This is a genomic window from Marinicrinis lubricantis, assembly GCF_042658665.1.
Lineage (GTDB): Bacteria > Bacillota > Bacilli > Paenibacillales > KCTC-33676 > Marinicrinis > Marinicrinis lubricantis.
Genome location: NZ_JBHSQV010000035.1, coordinates 94,027 through 109,456, shown reverse-complemented (window position 1 = coordinate 109,456; position 15,430 = coordinate 94,027). Strand labels below are relative to the sequence as shown.

The following is a 15,430-nucleotide window of genomic DNA, read 5'->3' as shown; positions in this document are numbered from 1 at the left end:
GAGAATAGTCTGCTGATGTGATATACTCTTTTATGCAATCAGTTGATAGATGAAGTTGATATACTCATGGACACAAACAAGGATGCCTTCGTATCGCAATACTGTTCACTCGCAAATGACAAATAAATCATGCTTATATATTGAAAGGAGGACGTCCAAGATGAATTGGAAAGTGCGTCCCGTTCCTATGATGATCTCCGCAGTTATCACTGCTGTATTATGTTTTGGAGGTTGGTTCGCTTATCAGCAATTTGGCGTCAAGTCTCCTTTTTTAAATACGATTCATCAGATGGATGGAATTGAGTCTGCGGACGTTTCGTTCAGCGGCTCGAAGGTTGTACTTGATTTAACATTGCAGCAGGACGCTAGTCTGAATGCGATTGTACAGCAGGTGAAGACCGAGCAAAAAGAGGCGCTTCAGAACAAACAGCTTGAGCTTCAGGTTCATAACGAATCCTCTCCGGAGCTTGACGGCTGGTGGTCTTCTGTACTGTTTGATATGGCTCAAGCTATGGATCATCAAGCTTACAGCGAGATCCCGGCAATTCTTGAGAAGTATGCTGGCGAATTGGAAGGCCTGCAGGCTTCAGCAGAGATTGACGACAACAATGTATATATCCGATTAGTTCATGGTGATGCAAGTAAGTTCATCATTTTGCCGCGTACGCCGGCTTCTATGGGGGTGTGGCCGAATGAATAAGTACTATAAGGAATTGACGCTGGGTATGATTCCGATCTTCCTCATTTTTCTAGCCTTTATCGGCGTAAATATGCTGCCGCTGTTGCTAGTGGGAGTCGTTGTCGGCGCATTGTTCTATATGACACGAATGAAAGGGGCCGTAGGGGTTTCTTCGAGGCGTTCGTCCAAGGTATCGAAGAAACCGCAGGTACTTACCTTTGATGATATTGGCGGACAGGAACGCGCGAAAAAAGAGCTTATGGAAGCGATGGATTTCCTGAATAGAGCCGATGAAATATCGAAGCTGGGCATTCGTCCGCTTAAAGGCATATTGCTGACGGGTCCACCAGGAACAGGGAAAACACTGATGGCTAAAGCTGCAGCCCATTATACAGATTCTGTTTTCCTAGCCGCTTCCGGCTCCGAGTTCGTGGAAATGTATGTTGGTGTCGGCGCGAGCCGTATCCGTGATTTGTTCAAGGAAGCGAAAAACCGCTGCGCAAAGGAAGAAAAGCAAAACGCGATCATTTTCATCGATGAAATTGATGTGATCGGCGGTAAGCGTGACGGAGGTCAGCAAAGAGAATACGACCAAACGCTGAACCAGCTTCTGACCGAGATGGATGGAATTCATTCGGAAGATACACCAAGAATATTGCTGATTGCCGCAACGAACCGCAAAGAAATGTTGGATTCGGCGCTGCTGCGTCCAGGACGCTTCGACCGTCATATTCAGGTGGATTTGCCGGACAAGCAGGGGAGAATGCATATTTTGAAGCTTCATGCGAACAATAAGCCGCTGGATCCAGAAGTCGAACTGGAGAAGGTCGCGGATGAGACATTTCAATTCTCCGGTGCTCAGCTGGAGAGTGTCATGAACGAAGCGGCGATTTATGCGATGCGTGATGGTTCGGAAACCATCGGGCAGCAGCATCTATCGTTTGCGATAGACAAAGTCATGATGGGGGAAAAGACGGATCGCGAATCGACGCAAGAAGAGAAGGAAAGAGTGGCGCTGCATGAGCTGGGACATGCCATTGCGGCCGAGTGTGTTCGTCCGGGTGCCGTATCGCAGGTTGCGCTAAGCCCAAGAGGGCAAGCGCTCGGTTACGTCAGACACCATCCGCATAAGGATCAGTATCTATATACGAAAACATTTTTACAGCATCAAATCATGATCGCATTGGGCGGAGCTGCCGCGGAAGAAATCTTTTACGGTGGACGCAGCACCGGCTCAAGAAACGACTTTGAGCAGGCCTTAAATATGGTACGAACCATGATCGATTCTGGGATGACCGATCTGGGAATCGTTCATACGGATATGGTGCCTCAAGAAATGCTCGTCAAGCAAAATCAACAAATATTAGATGAATTGATGGCCGAAACAAAGGCACTTCTAGAAGCGCATCGAAGCGTATTCGAGCACTCCTTGGACATTCTGTTGAAGGAAGAAGTGCTTTCCGGCGAACGATTCAGAGTTTTGCTTGCAGAAAGTGCAGCAAATCACACTCAGGCTTCCGCCTCTTAATGGCGGAGGCTATTTTTTTTAACTACTTAGATATAACCGCAATTTTGAATGAAAAGAACACGGCTGCAATGGAGTCCCAAAGGCTAATCCGCACTCACCCTTTACTCGCATAACTTATTCACGAACCATAGGACGCCGTAAGGCGTTTTTTTCATCCTGGAATGTTTGAGTTCCGTCTACACATAATAAGGCTAATTGAAAATCAAGTGTTCCAACGTGTGTCCTGTGAACGTTTTGTGGAATATGGTGAAACTTGGTGAAAAACAGTGTATTATTGAAGATAATGCCTCTTTAATAGGTCCGAATTTTTTATGTGCAGTGCCGCAGGGTGCTGGGAGAGACACGTTCAAAGTTCGAATGGACTTAAAGTGGTTGAACAATAAGGCTTGACCAAACAAAAACAGTAAAGGTCGGGCTAATCTCATCTGTATGCGGATGATGGTCTACAGCAAGGAATAGAAGCAAAAAGGAGCGTTATACGTGAAAAGGATAGGAGTTATCGGAGGAGGAACGATGGGGCAGGGCATTGCCGAGATGCTGTCAGAAAAAGGCCTCGAAGTTTACTTAATGGAACAATCCGAGCAGAAGCTGAATTGGTCCTATGAACAAATTGAAATGAGTCTCGACAAGCAAATAGAAAAATGGGCAATCACCCAATCGGAGAAGAAACTGATCTTGTCGCGCATTCAATTAGTGACCGATTACAGCAAGCTGTCTCAGTGCGATATGGTGATCGAAACGATCACAGAGGATTTAGAAAAGAAAGATGAGGTGTTTGCGAAGCTGGATGAACATTGTCCCGCAAACATTATTTTAGCATCCAATACATCTACTTTGAGCTTGACTGAGATGGCAGGAAAGACACGCCACCCGGAACGTGTGATTGGACTGCATTTTATTCCGCCCGTTTCAAAAATTAATCTCGTCGAAATTATTCGCGGCTTAAAGACTTCGGAAGAAACGTTTAACGCGACGAAAACGTTCGTAGAGGACACGATTCAAAAAAATGGAATCATGGTCTATGAATCACCGGGATTTGTGACGACACGTTTAATTTGTATTCTGATCAATGAAGCTCTGCATGTTCTTCAAGAGGGTGTAGCTTCTGCGGAAGATATTGATACGGCGATGAGAGTGGGTTACGACTTTAAGTATGGACCGCTTGAAGCATGTGACCGTTATGGTTTAGATTCTGTACTTGCTGCGATGGAACGGATGTTCCGTGAATTTGGGGATATCAAGTACCGTCCATCCTTCTTATTGAAAAAGATGGTTCGCGCTGGGCACCTCGGTGTAAAAACAGGCGAAGGTTTCTTCAGATATGATAAGGATGGTGACAGAATCAAATGAAAATTTTAGTGATTAATGCCGGAAGTTCTTCTTTGAAATATCAGCTGTACAATATGGAGCAGGAATCGATGCTTGCGAAAGGCCGCGTGGAGCGTATCGGTTTCGAATCTTCGATCCTCGTTCATGAGTCGATGGGCAAACAAGAAATTACGGAAGTAAGCGAAATTCTGGATCATAATGTGGCGATCAAGAAGGTACTTGATATGCTTATTCATCCGGAGCACGGTATTTTGTCTTCCATTGATGAAATTAACGCTGTCGGTCATCGCGTCGTTCATGGAGGAGAGAGCTTCTCCAGCTCGGTACTGGTCGATGCGGAGGTAAGACAAGAAATTCGCAAGCTGTTCGATCTTGCACCGCTTCATAACCCGCCAGCCATGATGGGGATCAATGCAGTAGACGCCAACCTGCCAAATGTACCGCAAACGGCCGTGTTCGATACGGCATTCCATCAAACGATGCCGCCGGAATCGTATTTATATCCTATTCCCAAGGTGCTGTACACAAAGCATAAAATTAGACGCTATGGGTTTCATGGAACTTCCCATTACTACGTCAGTCAAAAGGCTGCTGAATATTTAGGAAAACCGCTGGAAGACTTGAAGATGATTACATGTCATATCGGAAACGGCGGCAGCTTGACGGCGGTATTAAACGGGCATTCGTTCGATACAAGCATGGGCATGACACCACTTGAAGGCTTAATGATGGGAACAAGAAGCGGGGATATCGATCCTGCGATTGTACCATTCACGATGGCTAAAGAGGATCTGACGATGAGCGAAATCAACTCGATGCTGAATAAGCACAGCGGTCTGTTGGCGATTTCCGGTATCAGCAGTGATATGCGCGAAATTATTGAAGGGGTTCAAAAAGGCGATACGAACGCCAAGCTGGCATTTGATATGTACGAATATCGTATTCGGAAGTATATCGGTTCCTATGCTGCCGCTATGAACGGATTTGATGTGATGGTATTCACCGCTGGTGTGGGGGAAAATGCTTCCTACTTGCGAAAAGCGATCTGCAGCAATCTGACCTATTTCGGTATTGAATTGGACGAACAAGCTAATGAAGTTCGTTCCTCGGAAATTCGCCGTATTACAACGGATCAATCGAAGGTCACCGTGCTGGTCGTTCCAACGAATGAAGAACTCGTCATTGCTCGTGATACGTATGAGTTGGTAAAGAATAAATAAAACGATGCATTTGGGGTGAAGTGGATGAGCTATCAACCCGCCTATATTCAAGGTTTGCTTGATGGATTTCTCAAAGGGACTGTTTCAGTCCCTTACTTTTTGCTTCAGCATTATGCTAAGCTGAATCTGAATGAGACAGAGATGCTGCTTATTCTTCAGCTGTATGCCTTTCAGGACAAAGAGAACAAGGATTTTCCAACGCCGGATGAAATTAAAGCCCGAATGCATGCGCCGCTTGAGTTGGTCATCAAGTCTCTTCAGCGGCTCATTAAGGAGCAATATATCCAGATAGACGATGGAGTGGATCCGTTGACGGGAGTCCAGTATGAGAAATACAATCTGCGGCCGCTGTTTGAGCGGATGGCTCGATTATATGCTGATCATGCGCAAGGCGATCATGCTTCAGCGGTGTCTCATACGGAAACCGGTGACAGAGGGAATGAAACGGTGCAAAGAGTAGACTCGATCTATAAGATTTTTGAACAGGAGTTCGGAAGGCCGCTCAGCCCTATGGAGTTGGAGACGATCTCGCAATGGCTCGATCGTGACAGTTATTCCGAACCGTTAATTCTTGCCGCCTTGAAAGAAGCGGTTTTCTCCGGCAAAGTGCACTTTCGCTATATCGACCGTATCCTGCTGGAATGGAGCCGTAATCGAATTACAACTCCTGAGCAGGCAAAGGAATATGTACAAAAATTTAGAGGCAGGTAGCTGCTTCTTATCATGACATGTCAAATGCTAAACTTATTTTCTTATACTTTGGTCAATCCATTTCATAAATGATCTAAATACCGAATTTGTAACTACATATAGATCGATTGAACGGTTGATACATCATGTAGTCTTGATTAAAGCTGTTGAAGGTATTATGAAATTGATTTTGGTAACAAAATAAAACAGATTCTGTTGTGAGCTGCACCTCCATTGTTAGACATGACTAACAATGGGGTGCAGTTTTTTTGGGGCTATATATGAGCTAATGGTTTAAAAAATACAGAAACCATACGGCATGGTTTTGTTCATCGGCTGCGGCTCTTCGAAATATTGATTTGATGTAAGGATCGTGTGTTTTTTCTGCTATTTCGAGGTAGAAATCGACCGTTTTTTGTTCATCGCGAAAAGCGAAATGCAATCCTGCATCGTACGTATCTGGACAAGGTTCGGTAACTTGGGGGCGGATGGAGTGTCCTGTTAAACAGATATAGATACGCATGAAAGCTTGAAAATGGCGGATTTCGTCGCTTCGTATTTCAAGTATTTGCTCACGTATCGCCTCTGTTGGTGCTAATCTTGCTAATTGGCCATAGCATAAAATAGCGGAATATTGTCCATCGATTGCTTTCGCCAAATCATGTATGAGCTCAGCCTGAAGATGGTCTGCAGGCGCATATGGATTGGAGTGCATTGTTTGTTTTCTCCCCTTAAATAGACATTTTCATGTTTTAGGCTATTCTAGGGTGTAGGAGAAGGTGCATGAAAAACGATGATGGATAGGGATGAAATAAAAAAAGCCGTCTTCCGGAGAAGACGGTTTAATGAATCGGAATTATTGGATAAGAGATTTCATGCGAACTGCATATTCAAAGCAAAATTCAAAAGCTTCCAAATGTCTCTTCGCATCGAATGGTGTGGCACCCCACGCATATATTCCATGATTATGAAGCAGAATGCCCGGAACCTGTGGATTTATCGCTCCTTCGACCAGCTCAGCGATTTTTGGAATTTCCGCATAATTAGGAAGAATAGGGACATGAATTTCCGCATTTTCCTCCCAAATGTTGAAAGCTTTAATGATTTCAATCCCTTTCAGCGGTATCGCGCCTGCCGTTTCATAGATGGCTGAAGCCAAATTGTTGAATACGGTATGTACGTGATAGACTGCACCACAGCCTGTCAGTCGATAAATCTCGCAGTGGATGAGCGTTTCGGCAGACGGCTTTAACTTGGTTGGCAGTAACGGCACACCGTTTTCGTCGACTAGCAGGTAATCCTCAGGTGTTTGTACCGATTTATCTTTTCCGCTGGCGGTAATGGCGAATTGGAATTGATCCGGCGTATAATCTCCTACCCGAATCGACAAATTGCCGCTGGTAGCAGGAAACCATCCACGATCAGCGAGAATGCCTTTGATGTTGGCAAGTTCGGCATAGGCGGACTGGATTTGCTCTGCTGGAATATCGCTTCTTGTCATGGTACACCTCTTTCATTACTCAGGATCAAAAGTTGGGATTATTGCAGTTCTTTAGCAGTGCGCTCCAAATGTTCCACGACGGTATAGAAATCTTCGTAGGCGATGTACGGCTTGCCTTCGAGTTCACACTGTTCTTTTAAATGAGAACGGGCAAAGATGAGATCGACCAGCTTGGCACCTGCGAAATCCGTAATGCTGTCGCCGATCAGAATACGATAATGTGTTTCCTTCGAGAAGGAGCGGATAATTTTCGTTTTACACATGCCGCAGTCGTTATCGCATTCATCATCGCATGGATGCGGCCAAACGATACGAATCGTTTCTCCGAAGAAGTCACTTCCGTTGCAGTATATATGATCCTCCGGGATAGGATACGGTTCAAGCAAGGGATAAATGAAAAAGTCAATCCCCCCGCTCGTAATGAACAATTCGATATCATGGCTGCTGCAGTAATCGACGAATTCGGCAAAACCGCTGCGGATCTTTGCGTTGCGAATCGCAAAATCTATAATCTCCTGCTTTCGGCTGACGGGAAGAAGCTCGAACATGCGGCCGACACCGTCTTTTACGCTGATCTCTTGGCTTACGATTTGTTTGACGATATCTTCCCAGCCCTCAGGCTTAAAATGCTGCATAATTGCGACAATGTTGTCGGTTTCGGTAATCGTTCCATCAAAATCACAAAAGATGACTGGTTTCTTCGTTTGGCTCACTGTTTTGCCCCCCAAATATCAATCGCTGCTTGTAGTTCTAGATGTCCGTCTGCGGCAAAATCCTGCAGGCTCCGGCCTTGCAGAGCCGCATCAATGGCCTGCCTGAAGGCACGGCCTCCCGCGGCCGCGCCGCCTGGATGACCGTGAATGCCGCCACCGGCATTCACAACCACATCTCGTCCGAAATCACGCACAATCCAAGGCGTTAAGCCGGGATGAATGCCTGCTGACGGAACAGGGAAGCTTGGTTTCAGCGTCCAGTCTGGCTGCAATTCACCGGATGCGTATTCCTGATTCAGTTTCGTCGAACGTAACACATCGCGAATGGCTAGATTTTGTTCCTTCGGCATAACGACTGAACCATATGGTGAAGGGAACAATACGAGATCGGCGCCTGCCAGCCTCATTAATTTACCTAACAAGACGGAGGGGGCGATGCCATAGTAAGGTGACGGATAGAGAGCTCCAGCTAGAGCAGGGTGGGCGGCAATCGGTACGCTGATGTCGGGATCGGAAGCGAGCGCATGCAGCGCATCGAAGCCGTAGGCGAGCACATTGAATAGAAGCGCATTCGCGCCAAGCTCGATCGCTTTTTTCGCTTGTTCTTTCAGTTGAAATGTCGGACCGGTTAAGTTCACAGCGTACAGCAGCTTTTGACCCGTCTGCTGCTCGGCTTCTTTGGCCGCTTCCATACATGCCGGAACTCGCTTGTCAATAGGGGTCAGCGGATTTTCGAAAAGGATTTCATCATCTTTAATTAAATCAACGCCGCCCAGAGCCTGCTGTTTGAACTGCTCCTTCAGTTCAGGTAAATCGTGACCGATGACCGATTTGAAGATGCTCATGAGCAGCGGTCGTTCAGGAACACCAAGCAGCGATCTCACGCCTTCGATCCCGAATTTCGGACCTGGAAAAGCGCTCATGAAGGATTCCGAGAAGTGCAGATCCATCAGCTTAATCCGCCCGTCCATCGATAACTTGCCGAATACCGTAACGAGAAGTGCAGGTAGATCGCGGCTGAAATTAATATCCGGGTATGCGATAGACACATCTGCATAACGTTCTGGACCTTCACCTTCAAATACTTCGATCTGGACGACTCGTCCAAGATGCTTCTCCATTGCTTGTTTCCGTGCTTGCGGCAGATCTGTCCAACTGCCTACGGTCAGGCCGACCGCAATGGATTCCGCTTTTTTGGAGAAATCCGTCGTCTTGTCTCCAAATATTCGATATGCAGCGATACAGCTGCCGGAATTGTTCACTTCGTTCATCCTTTCTCCTTGGGTCTAATTTCCATCAGCGCGCCGAGTTCTCTTGCTCTTTCCGAGGAACGGTGTACTGCCTGCTTCACCGCGTTTGGAAAGCCCAGCTCATCCATCTTCTCCAATGCGGCTTGGGTTGTTCCATTCGGAGAGGTTACTTTCTTCCGCAGCACAGCGGGTTCTTCGCCTGTCTCCTGCACCATGCTTGCCGCACCGAGTACGGTCTGCACGGCTAACTTCTTAGCGGTCTCCAAGGAGAGTCCGCCTTCTACGGCAGCTTCTACTAGCTGCTCAATGAAGTAGTATACATACGCTGGTCCGCTTCCGGAGACTCCTGTGACGACCTCGAGCAGAGGCTCTTCCACGACTTCCGCAATACCGATCGCTTCGAAGATCGCCATCGTCATGCTGCGCTGATCTTCCGTTACTTGAGCAGAGAAGGAGATGCCTGTCGCACCTAGTCCGATGGTGCTGGACGTATTCGGCATCGTTCTAGCAATCGCGAGGTCGCTCTCCAAATATTGGAGCATGGACTGGATCGATAAACCGGCAATGACCGAGATGATCAGCTGAGGCTTGTGGACGCTCGCCTTAATTTGGCCGAGCGCTTCTTCGACATCCTTGGGCTTCATCGCCAGGAGCACAATGTCGGCATCGGCAATAAAACGTTCCTGCACCTTTTTATCCGAATGGATCTGTACGCCGTATGTGCGGCGCAGCTCCTGCAGCCGGTTCTGGTTATGCCTGTTGACAACGAATACATGGTCCGCGTGAGCGATCCCTTTGTCAATCACACCGCGAAGGATGGCTTCGGCCATTGCGCCTGCACCGACGAAGCATATTTTTTTGTTGGCTAAAATGGGCTTTGCCATAGATACACACCTGCCTTAGTCGCTAATGGTTACAAAATTCGAAGAACCGAAAGTCAATTAAGAGCGGATTTGACCGCTGCCATAAATGCAGTATTTGGTTGAAGTTAAGGCTGGTAATCCCATTGGCCCGCGGGCATGCAGCTTCTGTGTGCTGATACCGATTTCCGCACCGAATCCAAACTCGAATCCGTCCGTAAACCGTGTTGATGCGTTATGGTATACCGCGGCGGCATCAACTCGCTGCATAAAGCTGGATGCTTTTTGATTATTATTCGTTACAATACATTCCGAATGCATCGTTCCATATTTTTGAATATGATCGATCGCTTCGTCCAGCGAGTCTACAATTTTTACAGCTAAAATATAGTCGTTATATTCCGTGCTCCAATCCTCTTCCGTTGCAGGATTAATCCAAGAGACCATGTTTCTTGCCGTTTCATTGCCGCGCAGCTCCACGCCAGCGGCTTTGAACCGATCGGCTAACGCAGGGAAGTGCTGCTGAGCATAGTCCTTGTGAAGCAGAAGGGTTTCCATCGAATTACATACGGATGGGCGCTGTACCTTCGCATTGATTGCGATATCTACAGCCATTTCAGGATCGGCTTCACTGTCAATATAGGTATGGCAAATTCCAGCGCCTGTCTCAATAACGGGAACGGTGGCGTTATTGACGACATTTTGGATCAATCCCGCGCCGCCTCTCGGAATAATTACATCCAACAGTCCGTTCAGCTTGAGCATTTCATCGACAGAGGATCGGTTCGGATCGGAGATGAGCTGCAGCGCATTAGCAGGAATGGCAGTTTGCTCCAGTGCTTCGTGCAGCACTTCGACAATCTTTGAATTGGAATGAAGGGCGGAAGAGCCTCCACGCAGAACGACGGCGTTACCGGTTTTAAGACATAAGCCGGCTGCGTCGACGGTGACATTCGGTCTCGCTTCATAGATCATTCCGATGACCCCGATCGGTACACGCACCTTTTTCACCACTAGACCGTTCGGACGTTCAAACTGCTCCAGCTGATCCCCGACAGGGTCCGTTAATTCAGACACTTGACGGAGTCCGTCAGCCATCGCCGCAATTCGTTTTTCGTCTAAGGCGAGACGATCGAGCAGTGATTCGGAAAGACCGTTCTCTCTGCCGCGTCTTAAATCTTCCTGATTGGCTGCAATAATATCCTTCTGTCTGTGGATCAGATGATCCGCCATCTGAAGCAGAGCTTTGTTTTTCTGCTCCGTCGTCAGACTGCCGACCACTAGACTGGCTTGTTTCGCTAAACGGGATTTTTCAATGACTTCACTCATTGGGATAACCTCCTTCATGAAATAGGTCCATATCAGTAGTTTAAGCTAATGAAATCCATTCGTCACGGTGAATGACTTCGATTCGCTGTACGTCTAATCGGCGTTCGACCTCCATTGTGGAAAGTCGTGCAGCGGCTTTCAACTGCCATGCGGCATAATTTACGACACCACGTCCGATGATATCGCGGCCCTCGCCAATCACTTCGACGACATCTCCTGGATGAAACTCACCTTCGACTTCTACGACTCCCGCGGGAAGCAGACTTTTGCCCATCGTTAGAAGCGCCGCTTTTGCACCGTTGTCTACGATGATGCGTCCTTGCGGCTGTGAGTGAAATGCGAGCCATTGTTTTTTCATCGGCAGCGTGTGCAGTACCGTATCGAAATACGTGCCTTTTCCATTTCCCTCGGCAGCTTGAATAACATCTCCGCTTTGATCCGCTTTACCCACGAACACTTTGACACCGCCTCGCATGGCAATCCGTGCGGCTTCAATTTTGGAACGCATGCCTCCGGTACCGACGGAGCTGCCGGAACCGCCTGCAATGCGATACAGGTCCTCCGTAATTTCTGTGACCCGTTCAATTCGCTTCGCATCCGGATTCGTACGGGGATCGGCAGTGTATAAACCGTCGGTATCTGTAAAAATAAGCAGCTGCTCTGCCTTGACTAAATTGGCGACAAGTGCGGAAAGGGTATCATTGTCCCCAAATTTCAGTTCATCCACGGAGACGGTGTCGTTCTCATTAATGATAGGAACAACCTGGTGCTTGAGGAGCTCTTCAATGGTCATCGTGGCGTTATGAATTCTTTTTCGCTCGGAAAAATCCGAGCGGGTGAGCAGAATTTGCGCCGTGGTTATCCCCAAGCTGCTGAAAACTTCTTGGTAGGCCTGCATCAGCAGCGCTTGACCGACAGCAGCGGAAGCCTGCTTTTCATGAAGCACCTTGGGACGCTTCTCATAACCGATGCTTCGAAAGCCGGCCGCGACAGCTCCGGAGGTGACGAAAAGAAGCTGATGTTTCTTATCCTTAAGCCGTGCTAACTCACGGACAAAGTACCCGATCTTGTCCCTGTTCAGTCCCCCTTCCGGGGAAGTGAGCGAGCTGCTGCCGATTTTTACTACTATGCGGTGCGTTGTCACGATATCATCATCACTTTCTCGTTGGTAATCATGGATAGGCAGAAAGCAAAAAACACCTTCATCCTGTCTAAGGACGAAAGTGTTGTTCTCCGCGGTACCACCTTAGTTGTTGAACGCAGCGGACATACCGCTCCAATGACAAGCGTTCAACCTTCTCACATCCCTAATAACAGCAGGGCGGCTGTCCGATTCATCATCGGCCGTTCCAGGGTGGGTTCAAAAGGGGAGCTTCGGTAAATTTTTTCAGCCGGGAAATTTACTCTCTGAACGAATTCCGTCTTTTTACTGGCCCTATCCATACGTTTGAATATCCTTCATTTGATTGAAATCAGCATATCATGGAAGCCTTGTTTTGTAAAGAATCGGCAATTCATGCTTTAATAAATGGAGAGGCGTATGGTACAATAAGGCAAGGCTAAAATTAGTACCAGATACTAAATGTTCTGGATCAGCAGGAATCTAAATGATAAGGGAAGGGTTATATATGATCATTCAACCGAAAATTCGCGGCTTTATCTGCACGACGGCTCATCCTGATGGCTGTGCCAAGCATGTGCAGGAGCAAATTGATTATGTAAAGTCCCAAGGGAAAATCGAAGGACCGAAAAAAGTGCTTGTCATCGGTGCCTCTACAGGGTATGGATTGGCATCGCGCATCACGGCCACTTTCGGAGCAGGTGCTTCGACGATTGGAGTCTTCTTTGAAAAGCCGGCAGGCGGGCCGAGAACCGCGACAGCAGGATGGTACAATACGGCGGCATTCGAGAAAGCTGCGAAAGAAGCGGGCTATTATGCGAAAAGCTTGAATGGGGACGCATTCTCCGATGAAATGAAACAAAAAACGATTGAGCTGATTAAAAAGGATTTCGGGCAAGTGGATTTGGTCGTATACAGTTTGGCATCACCTCGCAGAACGCATCCGAAAACAGGCGAAGCTTTCAGCTCGGTATTGAAGCCAATCGGTTCCGCGTTCACGAACAAAACGGTTGACACCAATAACGGTACCGTATCTGCGGTGACGATTGAACCGGCTAACGAAGAGGAAATCCGCCAAACCGTTGCGGTCATGGGCGGCGAGGATTGGTCGATGTGGATCGATGCATTAAGTGAAGCAGGCGTGCTTGCTCAAGACGCAACGACGATCGCATATTCCTATATTGGACCGGCTCTGACTTATCCTGTTTATCGCGAAGGTACAATCGGAAGAGCGAAGGACGACTTAGAAGCAACGGCTCATCAGCTTGCAGATAAGCTGAAAGCGGGGGGCGGACGCGCTTATGTCTCTGTTAATAAAGCGCTCGTTACTCAATCCAGTGCAGCCATTCCTGTTGTTCCTTTGTACATCTCCCTATTGTATAAAGAGATGAAGGAGAGAAACTTGCACGAGGGCTGCATCGAGCAGATGTACCGTCTATTCTCTGAACGTCTATACACTGGGAGTGAGCCGGCTACCGATGAGAAAGGCCGCATTCGTGTGGACGATCTCGAAATGAAAGAGGAAGTGCAGGCTGCAGTTGAGATGCTGTGGGAGCAGGTAAATACAGACAACCTTCTGCAATTGTCCGATTTCGAAAGCTATCGCGCCGAATTTCTAAGATTGTTCGGTTTCGGTTTGGAAGGCGTAGACTACGATAAAGATGTCGATCCGAACGTACCGATTGAAGGCATTGAATCGTAATCATGTTTTGAAGCCCGTATGATGCGTCTGCGGGCTTTTTTTATTTTCGGTAAACACATCAATCATTGTTAGAATGGGCAAAGTATTGTAATCCGTCTCCTTACGAGAGAATGAGAATGTGGTAGAATAGATGGAAGCAGCCTGTTTAGGATCTTAAACGAGGAATTCCTCACCGTCCGTAGGAATGTTCATCATATGATGTAAGAACGGGAATAACGGGTGAGGATAAAGCAGGTATGCGCGGAAGGATCGGATTGACAAGGGGGTCTACTGGAGATGAAAAAGGAAAAGTACACCTGTCCTCCCAATTACAAAACATTTGGTTTAGCTGTGCAAGCCGTCGTGATCCTTGCCATGCAATCCAGCAGATGTCCTAGCAGTGAGATTGCGGATCAGGTCGGAACGGAAGTCACGATGTTAAGAAGGATTATGTCGAAGCTGTCCCAAGCCCAGCTTATTGAGGTGCGGGAAGGAAGGGATGGCGGCTATCAGCTGAAAGTGCCTCCAGAATCATTGACCTGTGCAGATATATATCAGGCGCTTCATCTGGAAGAGTCCGGCTGTGGAGCCATGCTTGAATCTGCGGGGAAATGTCAATTCGGAGAGCGGATCAAGCCGGTCTTATCGACGATTGTATCAAGCATCGATCACAGCATTCTTGCAGAATTACGGCGATATACGATTGCCGATGTGATTCAACGTATAGAAAGCTGAGGAGAAGTTGACAATGGCAACGTTCTCCAGTATACTGTGTGTAAATCAACACAGTTAAACGTTTATATGCTTAACTGTGCAAATTTGTACACATATTATAAATAAACGGCATTTTTAGCCGAAAACGGTGGAGGGAATTCCAATGGAGAAAGTACAAGATCGTTTGTCCAATTTGATGGAAGTGATTCAAAGCAGGCGCTCGGTGCGTCATTACGATCCTACTGCAAAAATATCAAAAGAAGAGCTGCTGGAAATATTAAAGGAAGCAACGCTCGCTCCATCCAGCTCTAATTTACAGCCATGGCGGTTCCTCGTCATTGATGATCAGGCACAAAAGGAAAAGCTGCTTCCGATTGCCAATCATCAACAGCAGGTCGTTGATTCTTCAGCTGTGATCGCCGTACTCGGAGATTTGCAAAGCTATGAAAATGCAGAGAAAATTTACGGCTCACAGGTTGAAGCAGGATTTATGACGGAAGAAATAAAAGAAGTTCTTCTGCGCAATTCGAACAATTTGTATCCGAATTTGGATGAAGCAACACGAGCAAAAATTGCCTATATCGATGGCGGGCTTGTATCGATGCAGCTGATGCTGGTAGCAAAAGCAAGAGGATACGATACGGTCCCAATGGGAGGGTATAATGCAGCTCAATTTATTGAGGCGTTCCATGTGCCTGAACGTTTTTTTCCCGTTATGCTGATCGCCGTTGGAAAGGCATCGAAGCCGGGCAACCGTACGACCAGACTGCCGATCGAAGACGTGACTTTTTGGAACGATATGAAGTAAACAAGAAC

The 15,430-nt window shown here is 47.3% G+C and carries 15 protein-coding genes; 8 read left to right on the top strand and 7 right to left on the bottom strand.

Going from position 1 to position 15,430, the window contains the following annotated elements:
* The first annotated feature begins 160 nt into the window (after nucleotides 1-160).
* From ACFPXP_RS06440 to ACFPXP_RS06420, 5 genes are all read left to right on the top strand, one after another.
* Complete coding sequence (locus tag ACFPXP_RS06440; protein ID WP_379893391.1) at nucleotides 161-700, top strand: hypothetical protein; 540 nt, start codon at nucleotides 161-163, stop codon at nucleotides 698-700.
* Nucleotides 693-2,207, top strand: a complete 1,515-nt coding sequence (locus ACFPXP_RS06435) for an AAA family ATPase (RefSeq protein WP_379893390.1) — start codon at nucleotides 693-695, stop codon at nucleotides 2,205-2,207. The genes ACFPXP_RS06440 and ACFPXP_RS06435 overlap by 8 nt, the downstream gene beginning before the upstream one ends.
* A gap of 480 nt (nucleotides 2,208-2,687) precedes the next feature.
* On the top strand, nucleotides 2,688-3,557 hold the full coding sequence (locus ACFPXP_RS06430; protein WP_379893389.1) for a 3-hydroxyacyl-CoA dehydrogenase family protein: 870 nt from the start codon (nucleotides 2,688-2,690) through the stop codon (nucleotides 3,555-3,557).
* Complete coding sequence (locus tag ACFPXP_RS06425; RefSeq protein WP_379893388.1) at nucleotides 3,554-4,756, top strand: acetate/propionate family kinase; 1,203 nt, start codon at nucleotides 3,554-3,556, stop codon at nucleotides 4,754-4,756. The genes ACFPXP_RS06430 and ACFPXP_RS06425 overlap by 4 nt, the downstream gene beginning before the upstream one ends.
* A 24-nt stretch (nucleotides 4,757-4,780) precedes the next feature.
* Entirely contained in the window at nucleotides 4,781-5,467 is a 687-nt protein-coding gene (locus tag ACFPXP_RS06420) for a DnaD domain protein (protein ID WP_379893387.1), read from the top strand.
* Between the two features lie 265 nt (nucleotides 5,468-5,732).
* Here the strand turns inward: ACFPXP_RS06420 and ACFPXP_RS06415 are convergent, their stop codons facing one another.
* From ACFPXP_RS06415 to proB, 7 genes are all read right to left on the bottom strand, one after another.
* Nucleotides 5,733-6,161 carry a ferritin-like domain-containing protein gene (locus tag ACFPXP_RS06415; RefSeq protein WP_379893385.1) on the bottom strand — a complete coding sequence of 143 codons (429 nt, stop codon included), beginning with the start codon at nucleotides 6,159-6,161 and terminating at the stop codon, nucleotides 5,733-5,735.
* Between the two features lie 141 nt (nucleotides 6,162-6,302).
* The gene (mtnB, locus tag ACFPXP_RS06410; RefSeq protein WP_379893383.1) at nucleotides 6,303-6,947 is read right to left on the bottom strand and encodes a methylthioribulose 1-phosphate dehydratase; all 645 of its coding nucleotides are present in this window, start codon (nucleotides 6,945-6,947) and stop codon (nucleotides 6,303-6,305) included.
* Between the two features lie 38 nt (nucleotides 6,948-6,985).
* A complete protein-coding gene (locus ACFPXP_RS06405; protein WP_379893382.1) occupies nucleotides 6,986-7,660 on the bottom strand; it encodes a 2-hydroxy-3-keto-5-methylthiopentenyl-1-phosphate phosphatase in 675 nt (224 codons plus the stop codon).
* A complete protein-coding gene (locus ACFPXP_RS06400) occupies nucleotides 7,657-8,931 on the bottom strand; it encodes a 2,3-diketo-5-methylthiopentyl-1-phosphate enolase (RefSeq protein ID WP_379893381.1) in 1,275 nt (424 codons plus the stop codon). Before ACFPXP_RS06400 ends, ACFPXP_RS06405 begins: the two co-directional genes overlap by 4 nt.
* Nucleotides 8,928-9,794 (bottom strand): pyrroline-5-carboxylate reductase, encoded by an 867-nt coding sequence (proC, locus tag ACFPXP_RS06395; RefSeq protein WP_379893380.1) that lies wholly within the window; start codon nucleotides 9,792-9,794, stop codon nucleotides 8,928-8,930. Before proC ends, ACFPXP_RS06400 begins: the two co-directional genes overlap by 4 nt.
* Before the next feature lie 57 nt (nucleotides 9,795-9,851).
* Complete coding sequence (locus ACFPXP_RS06390) at nucleotides 9,852-11,099, bottom strand: glutamate-5-semialdehyde dehydrogenase (RefSeq protein ID WP_379893379.1); 1,248 nt, start codon at nucleotides 11,097-11,099, stop codon at nucleotides 9,852-9,854.
* Between the two features lie 40 nt (nucleotides 11,100-11,139).
* The gene (gene proB / locus ACFPXP_RS06385) at nucleotides 11,140-12,243 is read right to left on the bottom strand and encodes a glutamate 5-kinase (RefSeq protein WP_379893378.1); all 1,104 of its coding nucleotides are present in this window, start codon (nucleotides 12,241-12,243) and stop codon (nucleotides 11,140-11,142) included.
* 484 nt (nucleotides 12,244-12,727) lie between these two features.
* On the opposite strand from proB, the gene fabV reads away from it, so the two are divergent.
* The 3 genes from fabV (at nucleotide 12,728) to ACFPXP_RS06370 (ending at nucleotide 15,422) form a co-directional block, all read left to right on the top strand.
* Nucleotides 12,728-13,921 (top strand): enoyl-ACP reductase FabV, encoded by a 1,194-nt coding sequence (fabV, locus tag ACFPXP_RS06380; protein ID WP_379893377.1) that lies wholly within the window; start codon nucleotides 12,728-12,730, stop codon nucleotides 13,919-13,921.
* Between the two features lie 276 nt (nucleotides 13,922-14,197).
* The gene (locus tag ACFPXP_RS06375) at nucleotides 14,198-14,635 is read left to right on the top strand and encodes an Rrf2 family transcriptional regulator (RefSeq protein ID WP_379893376.1); all 438 of its coding nucleotides are present in this window, start codon (nucleotides 14,198-14,200) and stop codon (nucleotides 14,633-14,635) included.
* Nucleotides 14,636-14,777: 142 nt separating this feature from the next.
* Nucleotides 14,778-15,422: a nitroreductase family protein gene (locus tag ACFPXP_RS06370; protein WP_379893375.1), complete on the top strand. Its 645-nt coding sequence runs from the start codon at nucleotides 14,778-14,780 to the stop codon at nucleotides 15,420-15,422.
* Nucleotides 15,423-15,430: the final 8 nt, after the last annotated feature.